The organism is Anoxybacillus sp. FSL W8-1294, from assembly GCF_037965005.1.
Lineage (GTDB): Bacteria > Bacillota > Bacilli > Bacillales > Anoxybacillaceae > Anoxybacillus > Anoxybacillus flavithermus_G.
This window is the reverse complement of record NZ_CP150179.1, coordinates 2,605,098-2,630,007: the sequence shown is the minus strand read 5'-3', so window position 1 is coordinate 2,630,007 and position 24,910 is coordinate 2,605,098. Positions and strand designations below refer to the sequence as shown.

At 41.7% G+C, this 24,910-nt stretch carries 29 protein-coding genes and 1 pseudogene; 26 read left to right on the top strand and 4 right to left on the bottom strand.

What is annotated here, in order from left to right:
- Positions 1-15 precede the first annotated feature (15 nt).
- The 4 genes from fliS (NSQ23_RS14390) (at position 16) to NSQ23_RS14375 (ending at position 3,790) form a co-directional block, all read left to right on the top strand.
- The gene (gene fliS, locus NSQ23_RS14390; protein WP_339171686.1) at positions 16-429 is read left to right on the top strand and encodes a flagellar export chaperone FliS; all 414 of its coding nucleotides are present in this window, start codon (positions 16-18) and stop codon (positions 427-429) included.
- 13 nt (positions 430-442) lie between these two features.
- Positions 443-2,851 (top strand): flagellin, encoded by a 2,409-nt coding sequence (locus tag NSQ23_RS14385; protein WP_339171683.1) that lies wholly within the window; start codon positions 443-445, stop codon positions 2,849-2,851.
- Between the two features lie 81 nt (positions 2,852-2,932).
- Positions 2,933-3,370, top strand: coding sequence for a YaaR family protein (locus NSQ23_RS14380; RefSeq protein WP_192954121.1), 438 nt, complete (start codon positions 2,933-2,935; stop codon positions 3,368-3,370).
- Positions 3,371-3,382: 12 nt separating this feature from the next.
- Positions 3,383-3,790, top strand: coding sequence for a TIGR03826 family flagellar region protein (locus NSQ23_RS14375; protein ID WP_339171677.1), 408 nt, complete (start codon positions 3,383-3,385; stop codon positions 3,788-3,790).
- Between the two features lie 277 nt (positions 3,791-4,067).
- On the opposite strand, the gene NSQ23_RS14370 is transcribed toward NSQ23_RS14375, so the two are convergent.
- A complete protein-coding gene (locus NSQ23_RS14370; protein WP_339170875.1) occupies positions 4,068-5,507 on the bottom strand; it encodes a DDE-type integrase/transposase/recombinase in 1,440 nt (479 codons plus the stop codon).
- A 164-nt stretch (positions 5,508-5,671) separates the two neighbouring features.
- On the opposite strand from NSQ23_RS14370, the gene flgM reads away from it, so the two are divergent.
- The 11 genes and pseudogenes from flgM to NSQ23_RS14315 all read left to right on the top strand — a co-directional run.
- Positions 5,672-5,929, top strand: coding sequence for a flagellar biosynthesis anti-sigma factor FlgM (gene flgM, locus NSQ23_RS14365; protein WP_094240435.1), 258 nt, complete (start codon positions 5,672-5,674; stop codon positions 5,927-5,929).
- A gap of 14 nt (positions 5,930-5,943) precedes the next feature.
- Complete coding sequence (locus NSQ23_RS14360) at positions 5,944-6,396, top strand: flagellar protein FlgN (protein ID WP_339171673.1); 453 nt, start codon at positions 5,944-5,946, stop codon at positions 6,394-6,396.
- A 13-nt stretch (positions 6,397-6,409) separates the two neighbouring features.
- Positions 6,410-7,936 (top strand): flagellar hook-associated protein FlgK, encoded by a 1,527-nt coding sequence (flgK, locus tag NSQ23_RS14355; RefSeq protein WP_339171670.1) that lies wholly within the window; start codon positions 6,410-6,412, stop codon positions 7,934-7,936.
- A gap of 241 nt (positions 7,937-8,177) precedes the next feature.
- Positions 8,178-9,458 (top strand): RNA-guided endonuclease IscB, encoded by a 1,281-nt coding sequence (gene iscB, locus NSQ23_RS14350; RefSeq protein WP_339174439.1) that lies wholly within the window; start codon positions 8,178-8,180, stop codon positions 9,456-9,458.
- A 62-nt stretch (positions 9,459-9,520) separates the two neighbouring features.
- Complete coding sequence (flgL, locus tag NSQ23_RS14345; protein ID WP_339171667.1) at positions 9,521-10,402, top strand: flagellar hook-associated protein FlgL; 882 nt, start codon at positions 9,521-9,523, stop codon at positions 10,400-10,402.
- Between the two features lie 11 nt (positions 10,403-10,413).
- The gene (locus tag NSQ23_RS14340) at positions 10,414-10,971 is read left to right on the top strand and encodes a DUF6470 family protein (protein ID WP_339171664.1); all 558 of its coding nucleotides are present in this window, start codon (positions 10,414-10,416) and stop codon (positions 10,969-10,971) included.
- A 13-nt stretch (positions 10,972-10,984) separates the two neighbouring features.
- Positions 10,985-11,422, top strand: coding sequence for a flagellar assembly protein FliW (gene fliW, locus NSQ23_RS14335; RefSeq protein WP_004892651.1), 438 nt, complete (start codon positions 10,985-10,987; stop codon positions 11,420-11,422).
- A 12-nt stretch (positions 11,423-11,434) separates the two neighbouring features.
- A complete protein-coding gene (csrA, locus tag NSQ23_RS14330; RefSeq protein WP_003397376.1) occupies positions 11,435-11,683 on the top strand; it encodes a carbon storage regulator CsrA in 249 nt (82 codons plus the stop codon).
- Entirely contained in the window at positions 11,673-11,858 is a 186-nt protein-coding gene (locus tag NSQ23_RS14325) for a hypothetical protein (protein ID WP_339171662.1), read from the top strand. Before csrA ends, NSQ23_RS14325 begins: the two co-directional genes overlap by 11 nt.
- Before the next feature lie 140 nt (positions 11,859-11,998).
- Positions 11,999-13,084, top strand: coding sequence for a flagellin (locus NSQ23_RS14320; RefSeq protein WP_339171660.1), 1,086 nt, complete (start codon positions 11,999-12,001; stop codon positions 13,082-13,084).
- A 348-nt stretch (positions 13,085-13,432) separates the two neighbouring features.
- Positions 13,433-13,546: pseudogene (locus NSQ23_RS14315) on the top strand (flagellin); the annotation flags it as partial.
- 430 nt (positions 13,547-13,976) lie between these two features.
- Here the strand turns inward: NSQ23_RS14315 and NSQ23_RS14310 are convergent.
- Complete coding sequence (locus NSQ23_RS14310; RefSeq protein WP_339171658.1) at positions 13,977-14,402, bottom strand: hypothetical protein; 426 nt, start codon at positions 14,400-14,402, stop codon at positions 13,977-13,979.
- 51 nt (positions 14,403-14,453) lie between these two features.
- Entirely contained in the window at positions 14,454-14,825 is a 372-nt protein-coding gene (locus NSQ23_RS14305; RefSeq protein ID WP_339171656.1) for a hypothetical protein, read from the bottom strand.
- Positions 14,826-15,123: 298 nt separating this feature from the next.
- Between NSQ23_RS14305 and NSQ23_RS14300 the strand changes: the two genes are divergently transcribed.
- From NSQ23_RS14300 to NSQ23_RS14260, 9 genes are all read left to right on the top strand, one after another.
- The gene (locus NSQ23_RS14300; protein WP_339171654.1) at positions 15,124-15,402 is read left to right on the top strand and encodes a hypothetical protein; all 279 of its coding nucleotides are present in this window, start codon (positions 15,124-15,126) and stop codon (positions 15,400-15,402) included.
- Positions 15,403-15,798: 396 nt separating this feature from the next.
- Positions 15,799-16,431, top strand: coding sequence for a DUF4433 domain-containing protein (locus tag NSQ23_RS14295; RefSeq protein ID WP_004892636.1), 633 nt, complete (start codon positions 15,799-15,801; stop codon positions 16,429-16,431).
- A gap of 13 nt (positions 16,432-16,444) precedes the next feature.
- A complete protein-coding gene (locus NSQ23_RS14290) occupies positions 16,445-17,479 on the top strand; it encodes a macro domain-containing protein (protein ID WP_339171652.1) in 1,035 nt (344 codons plus the stop codon).
- Positions 17,480-17,769: 290 nt separating this feature from the next.
- The gene (gene iscB / locus NSQ23_RS14285; protein ID WP_339174436.1) at positions 17,770-19,050 is read left to right on the top strand and encodes an RNA-guided endonuclease IscB; all 1,281 of its coding nucleotides are present in this window, start codon (positions 17,770-17,772) and stop codon (positions 19,048-19,050) included.
- A gap of 277 nt (positions 19,051-19,327) precedes the next feature.
- Positions 19,328-19,690 carry a flagellar protein FlaG gene (gene flaG, locus NSQ23_RS14280; protein ID WP_192954449.1) on the top strand — a complete coding sequence of 121 codons (363 nt, stop codon included), beginning with the start codon at positions 19,328-19,330 and terminating at the stop codon, positions 19,688-19,690.
- A gap of 17 nt (positions 19,691-19,707) precedes the next feature.
- Positions 19,708-21,201 (top strand): flagellar hook-associated protein 2, encoded by a 1,494-nt coding sequence (locus NSQ23_RS14275; protein ID WP_339171649.1) that lies wholly within the window; start codon positions 19,708-19,710, stop codon positions 21,199-21,201.
- Between the two features lie 17 nt (positions 21,202-21,218).
- Positions 21,219-21,620 carry a flagellar export chaperone FliS gene (gene fliS, locus NSQ23_RS14270; protein ID WP_339171646.1) on the top strand — a complete coding sequence of 134 codons (402 nt, stop codon included), beginning with the start codon at positions 21,219-21,221 and terminating at the stop codon, positions 21,618-21,620.
- Positions 21,620-21,970 carry a flagellar protein FliT gene (locus NSQ23_RS14265; RefSeq protein ID WP_004892626.1) on the top strand — a complete coding sequence of 117 codons (351 nt, stop codon included), beginning with the start codon at positions 21,620-21,622 and terminating at the stop codon, positions 21,968-21,970. Before fliS (NSQ23_RS14270) ends, NSQ23_RS14265 begins: the two co-directional genes overlap by 1 nt.
- An 8-nt stretch (positions 21,971-21,978) precedes the next feature.
- Positions 21,979-22,368, top strand: coding sequence for a hypothetical protein (locus NSQ23_RS14260; RefSeq protein ID WP_091702290.1), 390 nt, complete (start codon positions 21,979-21,981; stop codon positions 22,366-22,368).
- 34 nt (positions 22,369-22,402) lie between these two features.
- Here NSQ23_RS14260 and NSQ23_RS14255 read toward each other — a convergent pair whose 3' ends face one another.
- Positions 22,403-23,485: an HD-GYP domain-containing protein gene (locus NSQ23_RS14255; RefSeq protein ID WP_339171641.1), complete on the bottom strand. Its 1,083-nt coding sequence runs from the start codon at positions 23,483-23,485 to the stop codon at positions 22,403-22,405.
- A gap of 173 nt (positions 23,486-23,658) precedes the next feature.
- Here NSQ23_RS14255 and raiA point away from each other — a divergent pair, with 173 nt between their 5' ends.
- Positions 23,659-24,207: a ribosome-associated translation inhibitor RaiA gene (raiA, locus tag NSQ23_RS14250; RefSeq protein ID WP_064220999.1), complete on the top strand. Its 549-nt coding sequence runs from the start codon at positions 23,659-23,661 to the stop codon at positions 24,205-24,207.
- Between the two features lie 63 nt (positions 24,208-24,270).
- Entirely contained in the window at positions 24,271-24,849 is a 579-nt protein-coding gene (locus tag NSQ23_RS14245) for a hypothetical protein (protein WP_339171638.1), read from the top strand.
- Positions 24,850-24,910 lie beyond the last annotated feature (61 nt).

Sequence of the window (24,910 nt, the reverse complement as noted above, 5' to 3'; positions counted from 1 at the left end):
AAGGGGAGTGAGCGCGTGGAGTTTTTAACGGAAGAAGTGGTGTATAAAAAAACGCCACAACAATTAACAGCGCTACTTTATGAAGGGTTAATAGAAAGTGTAGAAGAAGCGATCGCAAGCACAAAAAAGGGCGACTATATTCATGCCAACAAAAGACTCCAAAAAGCAAATGATATTTTACGTCGCCTTGGCGTTGGTTTGAAGTATGACGCGGGCATTATCGCCCACCAATTAGATGCGCTATATAACTATATGGCAGAACGTCTTATTGATGCGAACGTGAAAAAAGATGTAGCGATGATGGAAGAAGTGCTCACGATCGCCAAAGATATTGCGACCGCATGGAATGAAGCGTTGAAAAAACAACCGACAACAAACGTCGCAGCAAAAAAAGCTGCTGCATATGAACAATTTATTATGACAGAGTAAAGGAGCGAAAAAAATGAGAATTAACCATAACATTCAAGCATTAAACGCTTACCGTAACTTAGCAGTAAACCAATCAAACACAGCAAAAAACTTAGAAAAGCTTTCTTCCGGTTTGCGAATTAACCGCGCCGCAGACGACGCTGCAGGTTTGGCGATTTCCGAAAAAATGCGCTCGCAAATTCGCGGACTACAAATGGCGGAACGCAACGCCCTAGACGCAATCTCGCTCATCCAAACGGCGGAAGGGGCGCTGAACGAAGTACACAGCATTTTGCAACGTATGAGAGAATTGGCGGTGCAGGCGGCGAATGATACGAATACGGTAGAGGATCGAGAAGCGATTCAAAAAGAAATTAACCAGTTAACATCTGAAATTAACAGAATCGGTAACTCCACTGAGTACAATACGAAGAAATTACTTAATGAATCTGTATCTAGTAATGCAAGAAGTGTACAAATAGATACGAACAGCTTTTCTAGTGGTAGCACGACTATTAATGGCTCTAGCATTCAATTGAATCCAAAGAGCACATTAGTATCAGGAAACTATAAAGTTAAAATTGAGGATGTTGCGACAAAAACGATTCAAAATTTAGGAGCAGTCGCTGGTGGTGTACAGCAAATTACGCTAGATCCTTCATCCAATCTAGCAACTGGCAATACGTATGGAGTGAAAATCGAGCAAGAAAGCGTTAAGGTGATTACCAATAACCCTGCTGCGTCTCCAATGATTGATGCAGTTTCAATTGCACCAAACGCCCTATTAAGTGATGGAACAGTAACATTATATATTCAACGATATAATACAGTTTCTAAATTCCAAGAAAACGGATCAGGATTAACAGGCGTTCAAATTACATCAGCTAATCCGAATGTGAGTCCGACAGATGAATTTGCTGTAAAAACGATCAATAAAGCATCAGGTGTGACAGCAAAGACAGCAAAGAGATCATACATCAGCAACGTGACAATTGACCCTACTAAATTTACTACAAAAGGTGAAGATTTTAGATTAGCTTATGCAGAAACTTGGCCTGGTTCGGGTCAATTTACTGTCACATTGCAAGATAAAAATGGAAATGCGCTATCCGAAGCAGTTATTTTGGATAACAACCAACAAAATTATGAATTTTATTCAGCTCCAGGTGTTAAGCTTGGTGTATCTTTTACAACGGTGAATAATATTAACGCTCAATTGGCGGCCAATAATGAGAACAATAATTACAACGAATTTGACATTAACATTGAGCTATCTTTACGAAAGAATGGTACGCAAATTGGTACGGCCACATTGTCTCCAGCTGATGCCAATGCAGGAAACCTCACGATCACTGGATCGGATGGAATCACATACAGAATTAGCCATAACGGATATGGGAATACAAATTTGAATCAAACAGCTGCTTTTGGTATTCAAAGTACGTTGTATTATTCGACTGATAATATGAACTATTATACTTCTTTTAACGCTGGTGAAAATCTTACGCTTAATGGTGGAATTTTTGTTGATACAGCAAATAATTTAAGTGATTATCCAACAGGAGTAACGTCTATTACAATTGGTGTTGGCACAACTACAGCGTATACAGCGAAACTTGTCGATTCATCATACAAGCAGTTGGCAGGCACACCAACAATTGTTGTCAATGATAATAGCAGTTATTCATTTGGAGGTAATACAGGCGTTTCCTTTACAACAGGGACGTTATCTGCAGGTACTCGTACGTTTACTGTTGGAGCAAATACAACAACGAAAGCAACTTTAAGCATGAACGGAATCGATATCGAAACATTAAATAATATTGCGCCAAACTCAAAACTACAATTTCACAATGGTGATTTAACGATGGATGTTGGTGCACTTACTAAGGGAGAAGCAACGTTTACAATTACAGGTGGAACGTTCGATCAGTCATTGAAAATTCAAATTGGAGCTAATGAAGGGCAAACATTGAACATCGGAATTGATGATATGCGTGCGCTAGCATTGAAGTTGTCTAGCGATACAGCAAGTGCATCCGCTTCTTTTCAAAATAATTTGGGCGAAACGCTTATTGCTTGTTACACAAGCGTCTCTAATGTAAATAATGGAGATTCAAGTAGCAATACAGAATATGCGCTTGACGTAACAACGCATGAAAAAGCTGCCGCTGCTGTAAAAGTATATGATTATGCCATCTCGAGAATTTCAGAACAGCGCTCGAATTTAGGCGCTATCCAAAACCGTCTCGAACATACGATCAACAACTTAAAAACAGCGCATGAAAACTTAACATCGTCTGAATCACGCATCCGTGATACAGATATGGCGATGGAGATGACAAACTTCACGAAAAACAACATTTTAAACCAAGCGGCACAGGCAATGCTCGCGCAATCGAATCAGCTGCCGCAAGGAATTTTACAATTGTTAAAAAGCTAATGGATAAAAAGGGTAGGTCGATGCGACCTCGCCCTTTTTTTGTACGTGTGGCATAATATAAAGAAAAAGGTGTGAGCGATGATGGAAGTGCAAAAAGTGTCACGGGCATCGTTGAACCGTGTGGCGAAAAAGGATGACGCGCCGATGGAGTCGGTATCGTTTACGGAAGTGATGCATAAGAAAAAAGACGATGTATTATTTGAACGGTTTCAAGCGATGGCGCAACAAATTGAAGCGCAAGGGAAAAAATTAGCCGAGTCGCAAACGGTCGAAGACTTAAAAACGTATAAAAAGCTTGTTAAACAGTTTTTAGATGATGCAGTAAAAAATAGTTTGCAACTTGAAGAGCAACGTGGATTTAGCCGCGGGGGACGGTCGAAAATTTATAAGCTTGTAAAAGAAGTCGATCAAAAGTTAGTGGATCTCACAAACGCCGTACTAGAAAAAGAGAAAAAAGGGCTCGATTTGCTTGGATTAGTCGGTGAAATTCAAGGGCTTATTATTAACATATATACGTAAGGTGGGAGAATGATGTTAGATAACTGCCCGAAATGTGGAAGTTTGTTCGTGCGCACGCAATTTCGTGATGTGTGCGAGGCATGTTATAAAGAGGAAGAGAAATTGTTTGAAAAAGTGTATGCGTTTATTCGAAAGCGAGAAAATCGCACGGCAACAATGTCTCAAGTTGTTGATGCGACGGGGGTAGAAGAAGCGCTAATCATTAAATGGATTAAAAAAGGATGGTTGCAGCTCGTACATTTTCCAAACCTCGGCTATCCGTGCGAAAAGTGTGGGGCAACGATTCGCGAAGGACGCCTCTGTTCCTCATGTATTAGTAGCATCCAAAAAGAGATGACCAAAATTCAACAAGAGGAAGAACGACAAAAACAAGCGAAACATCAGACGACATATTTTACCGTGCGACGCAAAGACGACTAAACATTTTTTTCTTTTTGCCGATAATAAACGTAGACGAAAAAGAACGGAAAGGTAGCGTCAAAAAATCTATGAAAAGTCATCATGGTCTACCTGTTGAAGGAAAATAAAGAGGATAGTGGAATTGGATTCGCCCTTGACCAACACTCGCCAAAGGAGAAAAACGGTCAGTAAGGGCAAGGGCAGAAAAGAAGGGCATAGGAAAGCAGCCCTTGCCCTATCCTGATTTTACCTTTGGCGAGGTTCGGATGGTCAAGGGTACGCTCCGCCGAATCCGTCCTTAGGATGCAGCTTGTTGGGTCAACATCTCTTGAGCCATGACAATGAGCCTTGCCCAACGTGCCGGCATATGCGGAAGGCTCTCTAATGCTGGGATGACGACCGGTACCCGTTTTTCTAACGCGCTATGCGGACGCAAGAAGTTGAAATACGCCACAAAGAGTGTGACAAAGGAAACCGAGCCTTCTTCTGCGCCAAACCCATGAGTCGGTCGGTAGTTGCCTTTAAACGTTCGGTTGAATCGTTCAATGATCTGTTTAAGTGGTCGATATTCCTCGGACACAGGATCCTCGTTTGTCAGCCCGATGACTTGACGGACATCGAAAGAAATCCCTTGTTGGGCGAAAAAGTGCTGCGCCAACAAGTAGATCGGGTTGCCATCGACGACAAAAGACAAATCTTCAGGAATGGACGGCAGTTTCTTGAGAACATCATCGATCGCACGGATGGCAGAGAGTGTATCCCGATGTGGAGAGACCCGATAAGACAGCACGACCTTTTTCACGGCATCAAACATAAAAAACAAGTAATGCCAGCACCCTTTGACGCGGATATACGTCTCGTCGCCGCAAAAAGAACCAGACAGTTCGTAAGGAAAGTGATCGATGAAAGGTTTGACGATCAGCGCAACACTGTTGGCATAGTTGATGACGGTCTGATGAGAAATCGACAACCCATGAATGTCTTTCATGATCCTCGCTGTTTTCCGCGTGGAGAGTCCATAGTTGACGTGATACGTCAAGATGAGTCCGAGTGTATGCGAAGACACGGAAAGACGCGACAAATCCACCTTCGACTGTATCGGTGACGACGGTGCCAACGGCTGAAAATCAAAGAGAAACTCACGGAAAATGTATCGAACTTTAAAGGCATACGGCGCATGTTGAAACTGTTCTTTTTCCTGAGGTGTCATCTGTCGCAAGTTTGCTTGGTAAAACGAGCAATCATCATTCTTACATTTGTGGATGTAATAATCGTTGCGCTCTTTGATTTTCTCGAGTGCCTTTAAACAATGTGGGCACCGAAAAATCACTTGTTTGGCAAAACGGCTACGATGGTTGAAACGGCAACGACACACTTTGCATTGATACTGCCCTTTACCTCCGTTGTTGGCGTACACATAATTAGATGGCGCTTGGCACTGTGGACACGTCAATGCATCAGGCACCGTGGTTTTCGTGTTCGCGTGCCTCTTGATCGGCTTCAACGGTTTTCCGTGTTGTTGTTCGTATTCGACAAGAAGATGACGATAGTCTAAACGCGGAAGCGTTTCGATGACAGGCAGTTCATCGACTTGGAGTTTCTGATACGATTGATTCACCGGTTCTTCGTCATCCCAGTCTGTGAGGGACTTTCCAAAAAGTACACCTAGTAAATAAATAATGATTTGATATTGGGTCTTGATTATTTGAAGACATTTGATTAATAATTGAGGTAACAAGCTTGTCACTCCTTTGTTTGGATTGGGTGTGTGGTTACCTCAATCGTACCAAAAACAGCAGGGGTGGCAAGCTTTTTTTGTCGAAAACCGCATAAAATCAATAAAAACTTAGGGTATGTCTTTAAAACTTTTGACAATACCAACGGAAAAAGCGAGGTGGGAATATGAAAATTAATCGCATTCAACCGATGAACGTCAATCCGTATGAGCGGACATCACGTGTCGAAAAGCCGACAAAAGCAACGAAAAAGATGGATCAAGTTGAAATTTCTAGCGCGGCGAAAGAACTGCAAGAAGCTGCGAAATTTTCTTCGGAACGGTTAGAAAAAGTGGAACGGCTAAAATCAGAAGTTGAAGCAGGTACGTATACAATCGATGCACGAGCGATTGCAGAAAGCGTATTGCGCTATTATAAACGATAACGGAGCGAACGAACATGATCGATGTGATGCAAAAGTTGCTGACGTTTCATCGTGGGTTATTGCAACTAGCAGAACAAAAAACAGAAGCGATTAAAAAAGGCGATGTCGGTACGTTACAGCAAATGATGATGAAGGAACAAAAATATGTGATGGCCATTCGCCAGCTAGAAAGCGAACGAATGAGCCTTCTGTCGCATTTACCCGAGAAAGAACGAACGGTGAGCCGATATGCTGAACAGGTAGAAGAAAAAGAACGAATGAAGCTTCTTCAACTAGCCAATGAACTAAGCGACACGATTGTACGATTAAAAGAGCAAAACGAACTGAATATGCAACTACTGCAACAATCGCTCCAATTTATTCATTTTACATTAGATTTGATGATACCAAACGAACAAGATGTGACGTATGACCCGAAGCGAACGGATGAATTGCCGCCACGGTCGTCATTTGAAGCGAAAACGTAAGGGGGGATTTTTTTTGCTTTCGACATTTCACGGTTTAGAAACAGTGCGGCGTGGGATGACTGCCCAACAGCAAGCATTATACGTCACCGGGCATAATATCGCAAACGCCAACACGCCAGGCTATTCGCGCCAACGCGTCAACTTTGAACAAACGCCGCCGTATCCGTTTGCGTCTCAAAACCGCCCCGTCATGCCAGGACAAATGGGAACAGGCGTGGAAGGCGGAACGGTACAACGAATGCGCGAAGAATTTTTAGACGTGCAATATCGCGGAGAAAATATGAAATACGGCTATTGGAACACGCGCGCCGAAGCATTGTACAAAATGGAAGAAATTATGAATGAACCGTCAGACGAAGGACTGGCAAAAACGCTTGATCGCTTTTGGCAATCGCTGCAAGATTTAGCGGTAAACCCTTCAAACTCAGGCGCACGTTCGGTCGTTCGTCAGCGCGGCATGGCAGTCGCAGAGACGTTTCATTATTTGTCTAGTTCACTCAAGTCGATTCGCGATGATTTAAAAAATGAGTTAGACGTTACAATAAAAGCGGTAAACTCTTTAGCTCGTCAGCTTAATGATATAAACAAACAAATTAGCGAAGTCGAAGTGCACGGCTATTTACCGAACGATTTATATGATGAGCGAAATCGGCTTTTAGATGAATTGTCGCAATATGTAAATATTAAAGTAACGCCTGTGCCAAGCGGCGGTAGCGCGCTAAAAATTGCCGAAGGACGCTTTACGGTAGAGTTAGTGGACCGTAACGGCACGTCTCTTGGGAAGCTAGTAGACGGAAATACAGGTGCGTTTAACGAGATAACGGTAAAGTATGAAACGACAGGTGACAAGTATGTAAGAGAGATAAAGTTAGGGAACGATTCATTAAATTTTTTAAGCTTTAAGGAAAATGGAAAGATTGGCGCATTGCTTCATTCGTATGGGTATGTCGGCGGAACAGGACTATACCCAGAAATGTTGAACAACTTAAACGCCATGGCAAAAGCATTTGCGGATGAGTTTAATAAAATTCATTCAACAGGTTGGAGTATTACTGAGATTAAATCGGGTAGAAAACTCGCAAGTAACGATTTCTTTAAGTATGATCCGCCGGATGTGGCAGGAACGCTTAAAATTGATGATAAGATTATGGAATCTTTGGATCGTATTGCTGCATCAAAATCAACATCATCGACACCGGGACAAATCGGTGACGGAAGTAACGCTCAAGCGCTCGCTGAAGTGAAAAATGGGATGATGAATATTGCTGGAAACACAACAACGATTCAAAACTTTTACGAAAGCGTAATTGGACAAATGGCAGTCAACGCACAAGAAGCGAAACGATTGTCGGAAAATAGCGAAGTGCTTCGCCAATCGGTTGACGAACGGCGCATGGCGGTCAGCTCCGTATCGCTTGATGAAGAAATGATGAACATGATGAAATTCCAGCATGCGTATAACGCCTCTGCACGTATGATTACAATGATTGACCAAATGCTAGACAAAATCATTAATAACATGGGCATCGTCGGAAGGTAGGTCAACAACCCAATGACTAAAGTCATGGGCTTGTAAGCCCCATGTTGACCAGACCAAGGCTTGAAACAGAGCCTACGTTATAGATGTCATGACACGTTCGGGTGCTTCTCCAGCCCGTTCCTCTGTCGTGCAAGGTTAAACAAGCGTGGTGGGTAGCGCTAGTGTCTTGCACATAACAAGCATCTATAACATGGTCGAGGAGAATATGACCTGCTTTATGCAGAGGAAAGGGGAGAACCCTATGGTTTTTGTGTTAGACACAAACAAACGTCCGCTTGCTCCTTGTCACGAAGCAGTTGCAAGAAAGCTGTTGAAACAAGGGAAGGCGGCGATTTACAGGCGATTTCCATTTACCATCATCTTGAAAAAATCAGTAGACGAATCAGAAATTAAAGCAACATATCGGCTAAAAATCGACTATGGAAGCAGGCATACAGGATTAGCGATTTTGCGAGGACAAGAAGTGGTATGGTTAGGGCAACTTGACCATCGCACAGACATCAAGGAAAGAATAGATAAAAGGCGTGCTTTTCGTCGAGCAAGACGAAATCGAAAAACAAGATACAGAAAACCACGCTTTCTGAACCGAAAGCGAAAGGAGGGGTGGTTGCCTCCATCACTAGAGAGTCGTGTGCAAAATATCCAAACATGGGTTAACCGCCTAAAGAAGTTATGCCCCATTGGGTATATATCATACGAAAATGCCAAATTCGACACGCAACTCATGCGAAATCCTGAAATCAATGGTGTAGAGTATCAACAAGGCACGCTACAAGGATATGAAGTACGGGAGTATTTGCTTGAAAAGTTTGGGCGGAAGTGTTGTTATTGCGGAAAAGAAAATGTTCCACTTGAAGTGGAGCATATCATTCCAAAATCGAGAGGTGGAACAGACCGAGTGGATAACCTATGTCTTGCCTGTCATGACTGTAATCAGCGCAAAGGAAGTAAGACAGCAGAAGAATTCGGGTATCCGCACATTCAAAAGCAAGTCAAAGAATCATTAAAGGATGCAAGTGCTATCAACTCGACAAGATGGAAAGCGTATGAAGTGTTAAAGCAGACAGGATTAGATGTCGAGTGTGGAACAGGTGCACGAACAAAAATGAATCGTATTCGTTTAGACTTGCCGAAAACACATTATTTTGACGCTTGTTGTGTAGGCGAAAGCACAACAAATCACTTATATTTCAAAACAAAAGAAGTGTTATTTATCAAGGCAAAAGGGCGTGGTAGTCGCTCTCGTACAAACCTAGATAGATATGGCTTCCCAAGAGGTTATCTTGCAAGACAAAAATTCTTCTTTGGTTTTCAAACAGGGGACATGGTTAAGGCTGTTGTCCCAAGAGGGAAATATCAAGGCGTTTGGTTTGGCGAAGTCGCATGTAGAAAGACTGGAAGTTTCGATATTAAAGGCAAGGACGGAAAGCGTATCGCACAAGGAATAAATTATAGATATGTCCAAGTCATTCAGCGATTTGACGGATATGCTTATGGAAAGGGGGTGGCGGAACTTGCGTAAGGTGCAATTCCTCCCCGTGCCTAAAGGCAGGGGCTTCCTTGCGTAAGTTTCGTGAGTAACGTATGCGCGTGACACAAATGATGCTTGCAAACAATACGCTTCGCAACGTCAGCAAAAGCTACGATAAGCTTGGCACGTATCAGCAACAGCTCGCGACAGGGAAAAAAATTCATCGTCCATCGGAAGATCCTGTCGTGGCGATGAAAGGCATGCATTATCGTACAAGTTTAACGGAAATTGAACAATTCCAGCGCAATTTATCGGAAGCGTATACGTGGATGGAAAATTCCGAATCGGCGTTAGGTCATACGACGAACGTTTTGCAGCGTGCCCGTGAACTTGTCGTGCAAGCGAAAAACGGAACGCTCGGTCCCGAAGATCGTCAAGCGATTGCGCGAGAAATTGAGCAGTTAAAAAAAGACTTAGTGCAAGTCGCGAACACAAAAGTAGCAGGGAAATATATTTTTAACGGCACAAAAATTGAACAAGCGCCGGTCAAAGACGGCTCGCCTCCGACTGTCGATAACAACAACCACGATTTTATGGTTGAAGTGGCAAAAGGGGTAAAATTAAAAATTAATGTCACCCCAGATAATGTGTTTAACGAAGGTTTGTTTGAAACGTTGCAGGATATTGAAAATGTATTAAATGGCACATCGACATCAGGAAAAACTTTAGATAACTTATTATCCGATTTGGATAATCATTTAAACGACGTACTCGCAGAGCGTGCGGAACTCGGTGCGCGCGTGAACCGTTTAGAGCTCGTGGAGCAACGTCTTGCCGAACAACAGCTGATCGCCAAACGAATGATTTCCGATAATGAAGATGCGGATATTGAAAAAATTATTACGGAATTAAAGTCGCAAGAAAGTGTGCATCGCGCGGCACTCTCCGTCGGGGCGCGCATCATTCAGCCGACGCTCGTTGATTTTTTACGTTAAGGGGATGATGAATGTTGAGAATCCCGCAACTGACGATGCAAGCGACGTTTGCCCAGCTATCTATTATAGTTGAACGCGGGTATATGAATATGCTTCAGCCGCAAGCGGACATGTCACTTGAGCAGCCGCAACCGCAAGTCGAGATGAAAACAACGCCACCGCGCCTGACGATCGACCAGACGGAAGCGTGGGCGGACGTCGATTTAAAGCACATTTTCCGTCGCATTGAAGAAGCTGCGCAAGACGGCTATGCCAGTTGGTTATCATATTTAGAAACGACAGCGATACAAGGCGATGAATTAATGCGCATCGAACAAGGTGGTGATGTACTCGCGATGCAGGCAGAGGCGAATAGCGAACGACCGCCTTTTGATTATAATGTCGGGCTTATTCCACGCCCATTTAGTGTGAAAGTCAGTTTTGAGCCAGGACATATCAATATGAACTGGCAAACATCAAATGCTCGTATTCATATTGAGCCACGCCCTGTGCAAATCGATTACAAACCAAACGTTGTGCATATTGACTTAGCGCGTCACAACAACTTGCGCATTGACGTGACCGTATAAATGAGGGATGAACATGAATATTGAAACGAAATATCATGGAACGGTTCAGCTTTCTCAGCTGGCACTCGTTTCATTTGAAAACGGGCTACCGGGGTTTGAACATGAAAAACAATTCGCCTTGTTGCCGATTCACGATTCGCCATTTACAATTTTACAATCAATACAAAATAAAGACGTTGCTTTCGTCATGATTGAGCCGTTTTCGTACTTCCCAACGTACGAAATCGAATTGGACGATACGACGTGTGAGCAGCTGAAAATACAAAAAGAAAACGATGTGGCGCTATACGTCATTTTAACGGTCGCAGAGCCGTTTACAAATACGACAGCGAACTTACAGGCGCCTGTCGTCATTAACGTTCATGAACGAATCGGCAAACAAGTCATTTTAACAAATACACCGTACAAAACGAAACATCGGCTATTTCCAGAAACGGTTGAGGCGAAATAAGGAGGCGGGAACATGCTTGTATTAACGCGCAAAATAAAAGAAGCGATCCACATCGGCGACGATATCGAAGTCGTCGTTCTCGCCATCGACGGCGACCAAGTCAAGCTCGGCATTCGCGCGCCGAAACATATCGATATACATCGGAAAGAAGTATATCTCGCTATTCAACAAGAAAACAGCGCGGCATCTCTCGCCTCCGCCACTTCGCTTCAACAACTATCCGATCAACTAAGGAAGGGAGGGGAAGAAAATGAGCGTTAGCATCGGCGACGTTCACGTTCCTGGCGTCATCGCGCGCATTGTGCAAGACAATAAGGCCATTGCCGAACAAGCCTTAAACGAAATGATCAACAAACATAAAGACGACCCAGCGCACATCATTAAAGAAATTCAACAACCATCGCCGTTTTCACAATTTCTTGACGTCAAAGTATAAAATTTTTTTCGCAACCTATTAAACTTTGAAAAAACGAGCCGATAATAAACATGAGAGCGAGAAAGAAGGGCGGCCGACTTCATTCTTGCTGAACAAAACCACACGGACGTGGGAAAAACATATTCAAGGAGGAATATAAAATGAGAATTAACCACAACATCGCGGCGTTAAATACGTATCGTCAATTAACTATCGGTAACTCTAACGCTGCAAAAAACATGGAGAAATTGTCTTCAGGTCTTCGTATTAACAAAGCTGGCGATGACGCAGCAGGTTTGGCAATTTCTGAAAAAATGCGCGGGCAAATTCGCGGATTGGAGCAAGCTAGCCGCAACGCACAGGACGGAATCTCGCTTATCCAGACAGCAGAAGGGGCTTTGAATGAAACTCATTCTATTCTTCAGCGTATGCGTGAATTAGCTGTGCAGGCTGCTAACGACACAAACGTAATTCAAGATAGAGATGCTCTTCAAGAAGAAATGAATCAATTAGCTCAAGAAATTGACAGAATTGCTAATACAACCCAATTTAACACACAATATTTACTTAATGGTAATTTTAGCGGAAATTTACAAATTGGAGCTAATGAAGATCAAAATTTATCGATTAGTATTCGAAATATGAAAGCTACTGGTACTGTGCTGAATGTTGGAACAGCAGCTACTACTGCTTCAAGTGTAAGTGAGGTAGCTGTTGTAAATGAAACAAACGAGGTAATTACTGGGAAAGGAAATGTTAATGTATCTAGCTATACACAAAAAGATAACTTAGATATTAAAGTTAAGGTACTTACAGCTCCAGATGGTTCGGGAACTAATGCTGTTTTCGAAGTTACAATAAATGGAAAAAAAGCTACTATTAATACAGGTAGTGATGTGGCAAGCCAAAACTTAACTTTAGATGCGACAAATTTTGATATTTTTGAAACTGGACAGTCAATCACTATAAATGCTCAAGCTGCTTGGAGTGCTGGTGATGAATACAATATTAAAGTAGTTGGGAAAACAACTTCAGTTACTGGTCCAAATATTAGTAGTTATACAAATGCTAAAGCTGCAATCACAACAATCGATAACGCTATAAAAGAAGTTTCAAAAGAGCGTTCTACTCTTGGTGCATGGCAAAACCGTTTAGAGCACACTATCAACAATTTAAGTACATCAGCTGAGAACTTAACAGCAGCTGAATCTCGTATCCGTGACGTAGATTATGCTTTAGCCGCATAAGCGGTGACAAGCACAGTCGTCCTAACTGGAAACGGTTAGGAGTATGACCGGGTGAATTGCTGGAAACCCCTTAGAGCCTTTGGCGCCACAACGAAGCTGGAAACGGCAAGCGTGACGGCTTGAAAAGTCAAAGGATTGGGCAACCGAGCAGCCAAGCTCCTGTGACGAAAGTCTGGAGAAGGTTCAACGACTAGGACATACCACCTAAAGCGAGAGCTATGGTGATGAAGTCCGTAGGGTGAGTAGGATGCTCCATCGTCCTATATCATTCGAAGTGCCCGGCCCCTAACAGGTCAAGCTGAGGGTGAAGATATAGTCTAGTCGTTTGCGAAAGCAAATGTTCGCACGATGGCGAAAGAAATGATGGAGTTTACGAAAAACAACATTCTTTCTCAAGCAGCACAAGCAATGTTGGCTCAATCCAATCAAATGCCACAAGGAGTTTTGCAGTTACTTCGGTAATTTGATTGGAAGGGCGTCTTAGCTGGAAACGGTTAAGAGGATAACTGGGTGAATTGCTGGGAAGCCCTAAAGCTTTCCTTGCCACAACGAAGCTGGAAACGGCAGGCGTGACGGCGTGAAAAAAGGAAAGATGATACAATGGGCAATCAGCAGCCAAGCTCCTGTGAGGAAACTCTGGAGAAGGTTCAACGACTAGGACATACCACCTAAGGCGAGAGCTATGGTGATGAAGTCCGTAGGGAATTTCCCGAAGTGCCCAGCCCCTAACAGGTAAAGCTGAGGGTGAAGATATAGTCTACACAACGATCGAAAGACGTTGAGGCATGGCAAGCCAACCAACAACCACAAGGAGTATTACAATTGCTTCGTTAATCGTACACAAACGGAAAGAGACCTTAGATTATCTAGGGTCTCTTTTTTCATGAACACTTTATTTATCTTTTATCTCTCTCCATTTATGCACAACGGACCAATAGCTTCTTTGCAGTGCGTTGGCGATTTCTTGAATCGTAGCTCCTTCTTGCTTCATTTCTTTCAGTAGCCGTATTTCTTCAGTGGAATACGGTTTCACGCGCTCGGAGCTGCTTACGAAAATATCGAAATTAGGAAACTTGCTCTTCCATTTGCGTTTCTCTACTTTGAATCGCTCGTTCCAGTTTGTTTTGTAATACATAGACGGACAGTCATGAATAACAGGGGAGATCGTTTCAAAGAAGAGGAACGTGTCTTTTACCGATGTCGTTTTTAAAATACTGCCTTGTCCATCGGGGCATTTGCTTAAGTGAAACGTGATGCCGAAATGAGTAAAAGTGTGGTGCTGTAATTGTTGCAGTTCGTGGGGCGGGTAACATTGCAAGTAGAGATAAATATGAGGCGTTAAATAAATACATTTCTTTCGCCGATTTACTTAGGAAGAAATGGAGAGCGAGCCATCGTCCATATACAAAACGGAAAGAAAATGCGGCAGCGTACAATAGGATAGCAAAGAAAGCGGTATGTGCTTAGAGCCGTCATCGTGATAAAAATGAGGATATAATTTTGTAAACAATGGTAGTGATGATGAACGGACGCATTGACTTTTATGCGTGATATATAAAAGGTCGTTAAAAAATGAAACTTTCCATTTTCGATATTCTTCTTGGTCAATGCCAAAATGTTCACGATAACTGTGATTTTTCCTCCTACTATTTTTATAAAGCTTTGTAATTTCTCCGTCGCCAATAATGCTGGCAATTAAGATGTTCTGTTGTATGGGGGTTAACTGTGAGAAATCGTGCATTATTTCACCTCTTTTCTGGAACATACGTTCTATATTTTATTATAATGTATCCCTCATGCTTTGGAAAAGTTTTTAACTAATTTTATGAAGTAGTGTTTTTATCGTTATGAGCTATGTTCAACGGAAATTATAGATTTTTTAAGGAAAATCGAGAATTTTTTAGGAGATTTTCAAAAAGAAAGAGGTGCCTTTAAGAGTAGCTATTATTTATCAATAATTGAAGAATGAGAGTATTTTACAAAGTAACTGATGCTTCTTTACAATATGGATAAATTCAATTATAAAAGGAGGAGTTACTATGGAATTAATTAGCTGTTATCTTTCCATTCAGAAAATTAAAATGATAAATGACTTAATTGAAAGACTTTTACAAAAAGTTAGTGACATTATAGAGTATAATATTTCTAAAGAAGATTCCCCTTGTTATTTTGCTTACTTTGGTTACATTTCAAATGAAGTTATTGAAGACTTACAATGGTTTATTAATTTTTGTGATTCAAGCAACCTTTACAGAATTGTCACAGATTCTGATTCGTTAATAAAAATTGATGAGTTATCGGAAAAATTGCGTTTGTGAGCTATTGCTACGGTACCGTCAAGAATTTTGTGTAATGTAAGATAAATAGGGGGATCTCTGAATAGATAGGGTACTCCTTTCTCTGGAATGTGTTATGGCTAAATCAGAGAATACCCTACCTTTTTTCTTTTGGTCTAGAAAAATGCTTTACACAAACTTTTATACATCATCGGGTTTTGTATACCAAAAAGAAATAGGAGCTGTAATTCAGGTTGAAGATTATGAAATATTTCTAAAATTATGAACTGTATTTTATTGTAAGAAAAAATGTAAACCCACATAAAGACGGTTTGCATACTAGTTTTATAATTTGTCTGTCGGGCAATGCACGCCATCGATCATTTATGAAATATTTTATTTCCACATATAAAACTAAACAGTAGGGTGTTTGACGTGATGATTTATAAAAAATGGCTCTACCATATCACCCACTATAGCAACCTTCCATCGATCCTTTGTCACGGCGGATTAGTGGCAAATAACGTGGCGAAGGTGAAAAGTGTATCGTATGTCAATATTGCGCATACACGTATACAAGCTAGGAGATCAATCATATCCGTTCCGCTTCCTCCTTATGGCACTTTACATGATTATGTTCCTTTTTACTTTGCACCTAGGTCACCGATGTTATATGCTATTAACAAAGGACGTGTAGACGGGTACGCAAAAGGACAAGATGAGATTATTTATCTTGTGTCTAGGACAGATGTGATCCATCATAGAGGATTAGGTTATGTGTTTACGGATGGGCATGCCATTATGAAATTTACTGATTTTTATAACGATTTAAAGGATTTGGACAAAATCGACTGGAACGTTATGCGCTCTCAATTTTGGTTTGAGACGGAAGAGAACCCCGATCGGGAAAGAAGAAGGCAAGCGGAGTTTTTAGTGTATCAATTTGTTCCTATTGATATGATTTTAGGCATCGGGGTTAAAAATGATAAAATGAAGCAAAAAGTTGAAGAGATTATGTACCAATGTCATTGCCATAAACCGATAGCTGTCCGGCCGCATTGGTACTACTGAAGGAGGTGATGCAATGATCATCCTAAAACAAGGCAACCTCTTAGAAGATGAAGCAGAAGCGTTAGTGAACACGGTCAATTGTGTCGGAGTGATGGGGAAGGGAATCGCTCTGCAATTTAAGCAAGCATACCCGGAAATGTTTTCGGAGTATGAAAAGGCTTGCCGCCGCAAGGAAGTACAGCCAGGCAAAATGCATGTCGTTTCCACTAAATCGTTGTTGAACCCAAAATATATTATTAATTTTCCTACAAAACGCCATTGGAAAAATAAATCCCGGATGGAAGATATAGAGTTAGGGTTAGTGGATTTAGTAAAGGTAGTTAAGGAACTCGATATAAAATCAATTGCGATTCCGCCGCTTGGCTGTGGTAATGGCGGGCTGAGATGGGATGAAGTACGTCCTAAAATTGAAGCAGCTTTTAAACATCTACAAGATGTGGAAGTACATTTATACGAGCCTGCAGGAAGCCCTAAACCCGATCAAATAAAGATACGTACAGAACCTCCAAAGATGACAAGATCTAGAGCATTATTTCTTATGCTAATGAATGATTACTCCATTCCAGGTTATCGGCTATCTTTGCTTGAAGTGCAAAAGCTAGCGTATTTTCTCCAAGCAGTAGGGGAACCCCTTAAACTAAGATTTGAAAAAAGCAAATATGGTCCATATGCAGACAATTTAAATCATGTATTATTGCGCTTAGATGGCCATTTTATTCGTGGTTTTGGCGATCGCAGCAGAGATGCAGAAATTTACTTAATACCAGATGCAGTCCAAAAAGCGGAGCAGTATTTGATGGACGATTCCGAAGCCTATAAGCACTTAAAAAGAGTAAGGGATATTATTCAAGGGTTTGAAACTCCATATGGGCTAGAATTGCTTTCAACTGTACATTGGGTTGTTAAGGAAAAGCCAGATATAAAAGATGATATTCAGTCAATCGTTGAAGAAATCCACAATTGGAACAAACGGAAACGGAAGATATTTAAAGAGAAGCACATTACAAAAGCTTGGCAACATTTGAAAGAAGTAGAGATGCTTAATTAACAAAAATGCTTGTATTACGTTTCATTCAAATTTGAAAATGGGGCTTTTGGTCAACAACCCAATGACTAAAGTCATGGGCTTGTAAGCCCCATGTTGACCAGACCAAGGCTTGAAACAGAGCCTACGTTATAGATGTCATGACACGTTCGGGTGCTTCTCCAGCCCGTTCCTCTGTCGTGCAAGGTTAAACAAGCGTGGTGGGTAGCGCTAGTGTCTTGCACATAACAAGCATCTATAACATGGTCGAGGAGAATATGACCTGCTTTATGCAGAGGAAAGGGGAGAACCCTATGGTTTTTGTGTTAGACACAAACAAACGTCCGCTTGCTCCTTGTCACGAAGCAGTTGCAAGAAAGCTGTTGAAACAAGGGAAGGCGGCGATTTACAGGCGATTTCCATTTACCATCATCTTGAAAAAATCAGTAGACGAATCAGAAATTAAAGCAACATATCGGCTAAAAATCGACTATGGAAGCAGGCATACAGGATTAGCGATTTTGCGAGGACAAGAAGTGGTATGGTTAGGGCAACTTGACCATCGCACAGACATCAAGGAAAGAATAGATAAAAGGCGTGCTTTTCGTCGAGCAAGACGAAATCGAAAAACTCGATACAGAAAACCACGCTTTCTGAACCGCAAGCGAAAGGAGGGGTGGTTGCCTCCATCACTAGAGAGTCGTGTGCAAAATATCCAAACATGGGTTAGCCGTCTAAAAAAGTTATGCCCCATTGGACATATATCATACGAAAATGCCAAATTCGACACGCAACTCATGCGAAATCCTGAAATCAATGGTGTAGAGTATCAACAAGGCACGCTACAAGGATATGAAGTAAGAGAATACTTGCTTGAAAAGTTTGGGCGGAAGTGTTGTTATTGCGGAAAAGAAAATGTTCCACTTGAAGTGGAGCATATCATTCCAAAATCGAGAGGTGGAACAGACCGAGTGGATAACCTATGTCTTGCCTGTCATGACTGTAATCAGCGCAAAGGAAGTAAGACAGCAGAAGAATTCGGGTATCCGCACATTCAAAAGCAAGTCAAAGAATCATTAAAGGATACAAGTGCTATCAACTCGACAAGATGGAAAGCGTATGAAGTGTTAAAGCAGACAGGATTAGATGTCGAGTGTGGAACAGGTGCACGAACAAAAATGAATCGTATTCGTTTAGACTTGCCGAAAACACATTATTTTGACGCTTGTTGTGTAGGCGAAAGCACAACAAATCACTTATATTTCAAAACAAAAGAAGTGTTATTTATCAAGGCAAAAGGGCGTGGTAGTCGCTCTCGTACAAACCTAGATAGATATGGCTTCCCAAGAGGTTATCTTGCAAGACAAAAATTCTTCTTTGGTTTTCAAACAGGGGACATGGTTAAGGCTGTTGTCCCAAGAGGGAAATATCAAGGCGTTTGGTTTGGCGAAGTCGCATGTAGAAAGACTGGAAGTTTCGATATTAAAGGCAAGGACGGAAAGCGTATCGCACAAGGAATAAATTATAGATATGTCCAAGTCATTCAGCGATTTGACGGATATGCTTATGGAAAGGGGGTGGCGGAACTTGCGTAAGGTGCAATTCCTCCCCGTGCCTAAAGGCAGGGACTTCCTTGCGTAAGTTTCGTGACAGTATAAACTTTAATTGCCTGTAATATTGTTAATTAACTGCATGCTCAACAACAAGGCATTAGCTTGGCTAGTGCCTCTTTTTATGTCGATTAATAGGATTAATTTTTTATTTCGCTGTTTCATTCATGATCTCGTTTGTTTATGTACGAAATGACTTCATATTTTTCTTTTCTAACCGATATAAACAGTAGAAACGTATATGTCAAAGGGGCGAATGATGATGATTGAACGTATTTCTTCTTCTCTTTCTTCCACATATATGCATGAAAAAACAACGACAGAGCGTCCAGCAGAGCAGCAAAAACAAGAGCAAACGACCGTGCAGCAAGCGACAGTCAAGCAAGAGGAAGAACGTATTCCAAAACAAAAACTTGAAGAAATCGTCAAAGGAATGAATGAATTTTTACAGCCGAGCCATACGTCGTTAAAGTTTACTGTGCATGAAGATTTAAAAGAGTATTATATTCAACTCATTGATGATCGAACAAAAGAAGTTGTGCGCGAAATTCCGCCGAAAAAGCTGTTAGATATGTATGCGGCGATGATGAAGTTTGTCGGGTTGATTGTTGATCGAAAAATTTGAGAGGATGGTGAGAGGGCATGAGTACAATGCGTATCGGTGGCTTAGCGAGCGGCATGGATATTGATAAAATCGTTGGCGATTTAATGAAAGCGGAACGAATGCCGCTTGATAAACTAAAGCAAAAGAAACAAATTTTAGAATGGCAGCGTGATGACTATCGCTCGATGAATACGTTGTTGCAAGACTTAGATAGCTATGTTTTTAATAATTTGACATTGCAAAGCAGTATGTTAAAGAAGAAAGTGGTAAGTTCGGATGAGAGCGTCGTCGCGGCAACAGCAAATTCGAGTGCGGTGAACATTAGCACAAACTTAACTGTCACAGAAGTCGCGACATCAGCAACATGGATTTCTGCAGCTGCTTCTAGTTATACACCAAGCCGTACAGATACGACGCTGAAAATTAACGTAACAAATGGTGACGGCACAAGCCCAACAACAAATCCGGTAACGATTACAATCGCAGCCAACTCGTCGTTAGATGCGGTTATCTCTCAATTAAACAGCAATAGCGACCTTGGCATTACGGTGTTCCGTGATACACAGACAGGGAAAATTTCAATTACAAAAAAAGATACAGGAGCCTCAGCAAGTTTAAAAATGGGGGATGCAACGACTGCCTCGTTTTTCCAAAGCCTCGGATTTACAGGAGTTACAGATGGTGCAGAATTGACAGGAAAAACAGCAGGAAAGAATGCGCAATTTACAATTAACGGTCTTTCGACATCACGCTCGACGAATACATTTATGATTAATAACGTTACTTATACGCTCAAGAAAACAGGAACGGCTTCTGTTACGACGACAAACGATACAGATGCAATGTTCAATGTAATTAAAGGCTTCGTCGACAAATATAACGAAGTGATTGGCAAAATCAATGGTAAACTATCGGAAGAGCGGTATCGCGACTATACGCCGTTAACGGATGAGCAAAAAGAAGCGATGACGGAGAAGCAAGTTGAACTATGGGAACAAAAGGCGAAAAGTGGGCTTCTTCGCCGCGATTCGATTTTATCAAGCGGTTTAGGCCAAATGCGTTTAGATCTCTACAGCAAAGTGAGCAACTCGCCTGTCAATACGAACTATGATACGCTTTCGGAAATTGGGATTACGACGTCTAGCAACTATTTAGAAAATGGAAAGCTCATTATTGATGAAACGAAATTGCGTGCAGCAATTGAAAACGATCCGAATGCTGTTTACCAGCTGTTTAACGCTAGTGGCTCAAACTTTGACACAAAAGGGATTGCGCAACGTTTACGTGATACGATCAAAAATACAATAGGAAAAATTGAGAAAAAAGCTGGTAAAACCGTTTGGACGAACAGCCAGTTTGAAATCGGAAAAAGCTTAAACGATTTAGATAAACGAATTGATGCCTTTGAAGATCGGTTAAAGAAAGTTGAAGACCGATACTGGAAGCAGTTTTCCGCGATGGAAAAAGCGGTACAACGTGCGAACTCGCAAAGCATGTATCTCATGAACGCCTTTGGCGGTGGAGCACAATAATTTAGGAGGTAACAAACATGGCGATGAATAATCCGTATCAATCATATCAAACAAACGCGGTGCAAACGGCGTCACCTGGGGAATTAACGCTTATGCTTTACAATGGTTGCTTAAAGTTTATTGCGCAAGCGAAAAAAGCGATCGAGGACAAAGATATTGAAGCACGCAACACAAACTTATTAAAAGCGCAAAAAATTATTCAAGAGCTTATGGTCACGCTCAATATGGAATATGAAGTGGCAAAGTCGATGATGACGATGTATGACTATATGTATCGTCGACTTGTAGAAGCCAACATTAAAAGCGATGTGACGATTTTAGAGGAAGTAGAAGGGTACGTGAAAGAATTTCGCGATACGTGGAAGCAAGTGATTCAAATCAATCGTCAACGTCAATATGCGCAAGGTGGACAAGCGTGATGAGCGTTGTTTTTACGCTGTTGGAAGCGACGAGGCAGCTTGCGAATGTGTTGCGAGAGCCTGTATCGAAGGAGAAACGCGATGAGGTGATCGCGCGGATTGAGCAGTTGCTTGAGGAGAGGGAGCGGTTGCTTGCGAAGCTCCCTTCTTCTTTGACAGCGGAAGAGCGGAAGATGGGGCAAGAAATATTAGCATTGAATGCCGAGATTGATGAAAAGTTACAGCAATTGAAGCAGCAAATTCAGTTCGACTTAAAGCAAACGAAAAAAACGAAAACGGTTGTCAAACATTATAACCATCCATATGAACCACTGTCTATTGATGGCATGTTTTATGATAAGAAAAGGTAGGTATGAAAATGGTGAAATTATCGCATGAACAATTAGCAGTTATCCAACAGTACGTGGCGCTTTTAGAGACGATTGAAGAAGGATTTGCGTATGTATGTGAAAGTTTTACGAACTATGAGCGAACGCAAGGAGATGTTGTGCTTGCGGATATTTTTATGGCGTTCGGTCAAATTGATGAGACGAATCGGAGTTCGCTCGCACGTTTTTTTGCGGATGATCGCGCGGTGTTAGAGGAAATTGCTCGTTTTTCTGCGGTAGCCGATGAGGCGTGGAAATTAGACGGAAAGCTACATGATCCAAACGCGAAGCAACAAATTGTCGAGAAGCATGTAGCACCAGCATTTGAAGCGTGGAAAGTAAGTGTGATGCAACATCTTCGTCCGTATGTGGAGCAATAATAAAAAGGTGCGAGCGAATCGCACCTTTTGTAGTTTAAAACGCTTCGACAATCGTGACGTTTACTTCTTTTCGTAAGTCAATTTCAAACGGTGATTTGAGCACTTCCCCGTTTGGATTTTGTAAAATGCGAACGACAGGGCGAAGCGGATATTCAGGGAAAATGTTTGAGACGACACCGCGATATCCTGTGTTTAATACGATGTTTGTGCCGAGCGGGTAAATGGCGACATATTTTAAAAACGTTTTAATGAGTTCATAGTCAAACAACGTATTGCCGGCTGCGCATAAATATTCAGCTGCTTCGTGCGGCGAATGTTGTTGGCGATGGTCGCGCGGAGAAGTGAGCGCGTCGAATACGTCTGCGATGGCGATAATGCGCGCGAACTCATGAATGTATTTACCGGCTGCTTGATGTGGATAGCCGCTCCCATCAAAACGCTCGTGATGTTGAAGTGCACAATAAGCGGATGACGGTGAAACGTTGTTTTGTTTTTTTAGTAATTCAAATCCAAATTCAGTATGATGGGAAACGACCCGACGTTCTTCAGGACTAAGCGGCCCTTTTTTTCCCCATAGTGCACTCGGAATTTGTGTCATGCCGATATCGAATAAAAGTGCGCCAACGCCTAAATCAAGCAATTGTTGCGATGAATATCCTTTCGCTAATCCGATAACACCTGCGATTGTTGCCACGTTAACCGAGTGATGAAAGAAATATCCTTTTGAAATGACAAGGTCAGATAAGTTAATGAGCAAGTTTTCTCGACTTAATAAATAGTCTAAAATCTCTTTAAATATTTTTTGATATTCTTGTCCGAGGTCAAGCGAAGACACGCGCTGGACAGCCTTTTGTTCTTCGATTAGTTCCGTCATCGTTTCATACACTTTTTTTACCGCTTGTTGCCGCACAACCGAACTAATCATTGGCTTTTCTTCAATATCAAATGTAAAAATATCGTGAATATAAATATGACGAATGCCATTTTCGCGCAGTCCACGAATGTATGAGTCGGTGAGTTTTACCCCTTTCGCAAGCAAAACAGCTCCGTTTGGTCCATAAATGTCGACAGCGAGCACATCGCCGCTTTTTGCTTCAAATATGTACACTTTACGCATGCGATAACACCTCAGTAAAAAAATACGAACGCTTTTCATCATCTATAAATTATAGCATAATTATCCATTGTTTTGTTCATCATTTTTTCACAAAAAATGTGACGATTGAGAAGGAGTTTTGTAGGGAATTGTAGAAATAAGTAACTAACCTTTCATAAAAGGAGGAGCAGCGTATGAAATACAACATTCGCGGAGAAAACATCGAGGTTACACAAGCGATTCGAGAGTATGTCGAGAAAAAAATCGGGAAATTAGAGCGTTATTTCGAATCAACCGAAGGAATTACTGTTTACGTTAACTTAAAAGTATATAATGATAAGCAGGCGAAAATTGAAGTCACTATTCCAATGCCACAAATCGTGTTGCGTGCCGAAGAGCGCCATGACGATATGTATGCGGCAATCGATTTGGTCGTTGATAAACTTGAACGCCAAATTCGTAAACATAAAACGAAAGTGAATCGAAAAATGCGCGAAAAAGAAGCAAACGGTGTGACTCTCACAACAACAGCTCCTGTGGCAACAGAAGAGCATGAGGAAGAAGAATTTGAAATTGTGCGTACGAAGCGCTTCAGCTTAAAACCGATGGATAGCGAAGAAGCGATTTTGCAAATGAACATGCTTGGCCATAACTTTTACGTCTTTATTAATGCAGAAACAAACCGCACAAACGTCGTTTACAAACGAAAAGACGGCAAATATGGCTTAATTGAAGCGAACTAATCTTACCACCCTCTGTCGAATGAAGACAGGGGGTGGTATAATGTGAAAGGAGGTGAAAAAAGGATGGAAGCGATTTTACGCGAAATTTTAGCAAAATTGACAAATATCGAAAGCAACTTCTTGTCTTTTCAACAAGAAGTGCGCGAAAGGTTTACACAGATTGATAAACGATTCGCTCAAATTGACGAGCGATTTGCGCAGATTGATGAGCGATTTGCGCAGATTGATGAGCGATTTGCGCAGATTGATGAGCGATTTGCGCAGATTGATGAGCGATTTGCGCAGATTGATGAGCGATTTGCCCAGATTGATGAAAGATTCGCTCAAATCGATCAGCGTTTTGAAAACATGGAGGCTCGATTAGTGGCGCTTGAACAAAAAATGGAAGAAACAAATGAGCGGATTAGTCGCCTCGAGGAAGAAATGTGTGATGTCAAGAAGCGCCTTGCACGCGTTGAAACACAATTAGACGAAGTCAAAGAAACGGTGCATCGTCTCGAAGTTCAACTGGCGAATGACGTGCACACATTACTGCAAAACATTTATAAAAAGATCGATGAAAAAGGATTTGAAATTTATGCATTAAATAAACGTTTGCTTAGAGTGGAAGCCTCCATTGAACAACTACAGTCGCAAGTGTAATCCAGCGAAGATGCTGGCTTTTTCTTTTTCCCCATCGCCCTTTTCCGTATGAGTTGTCACC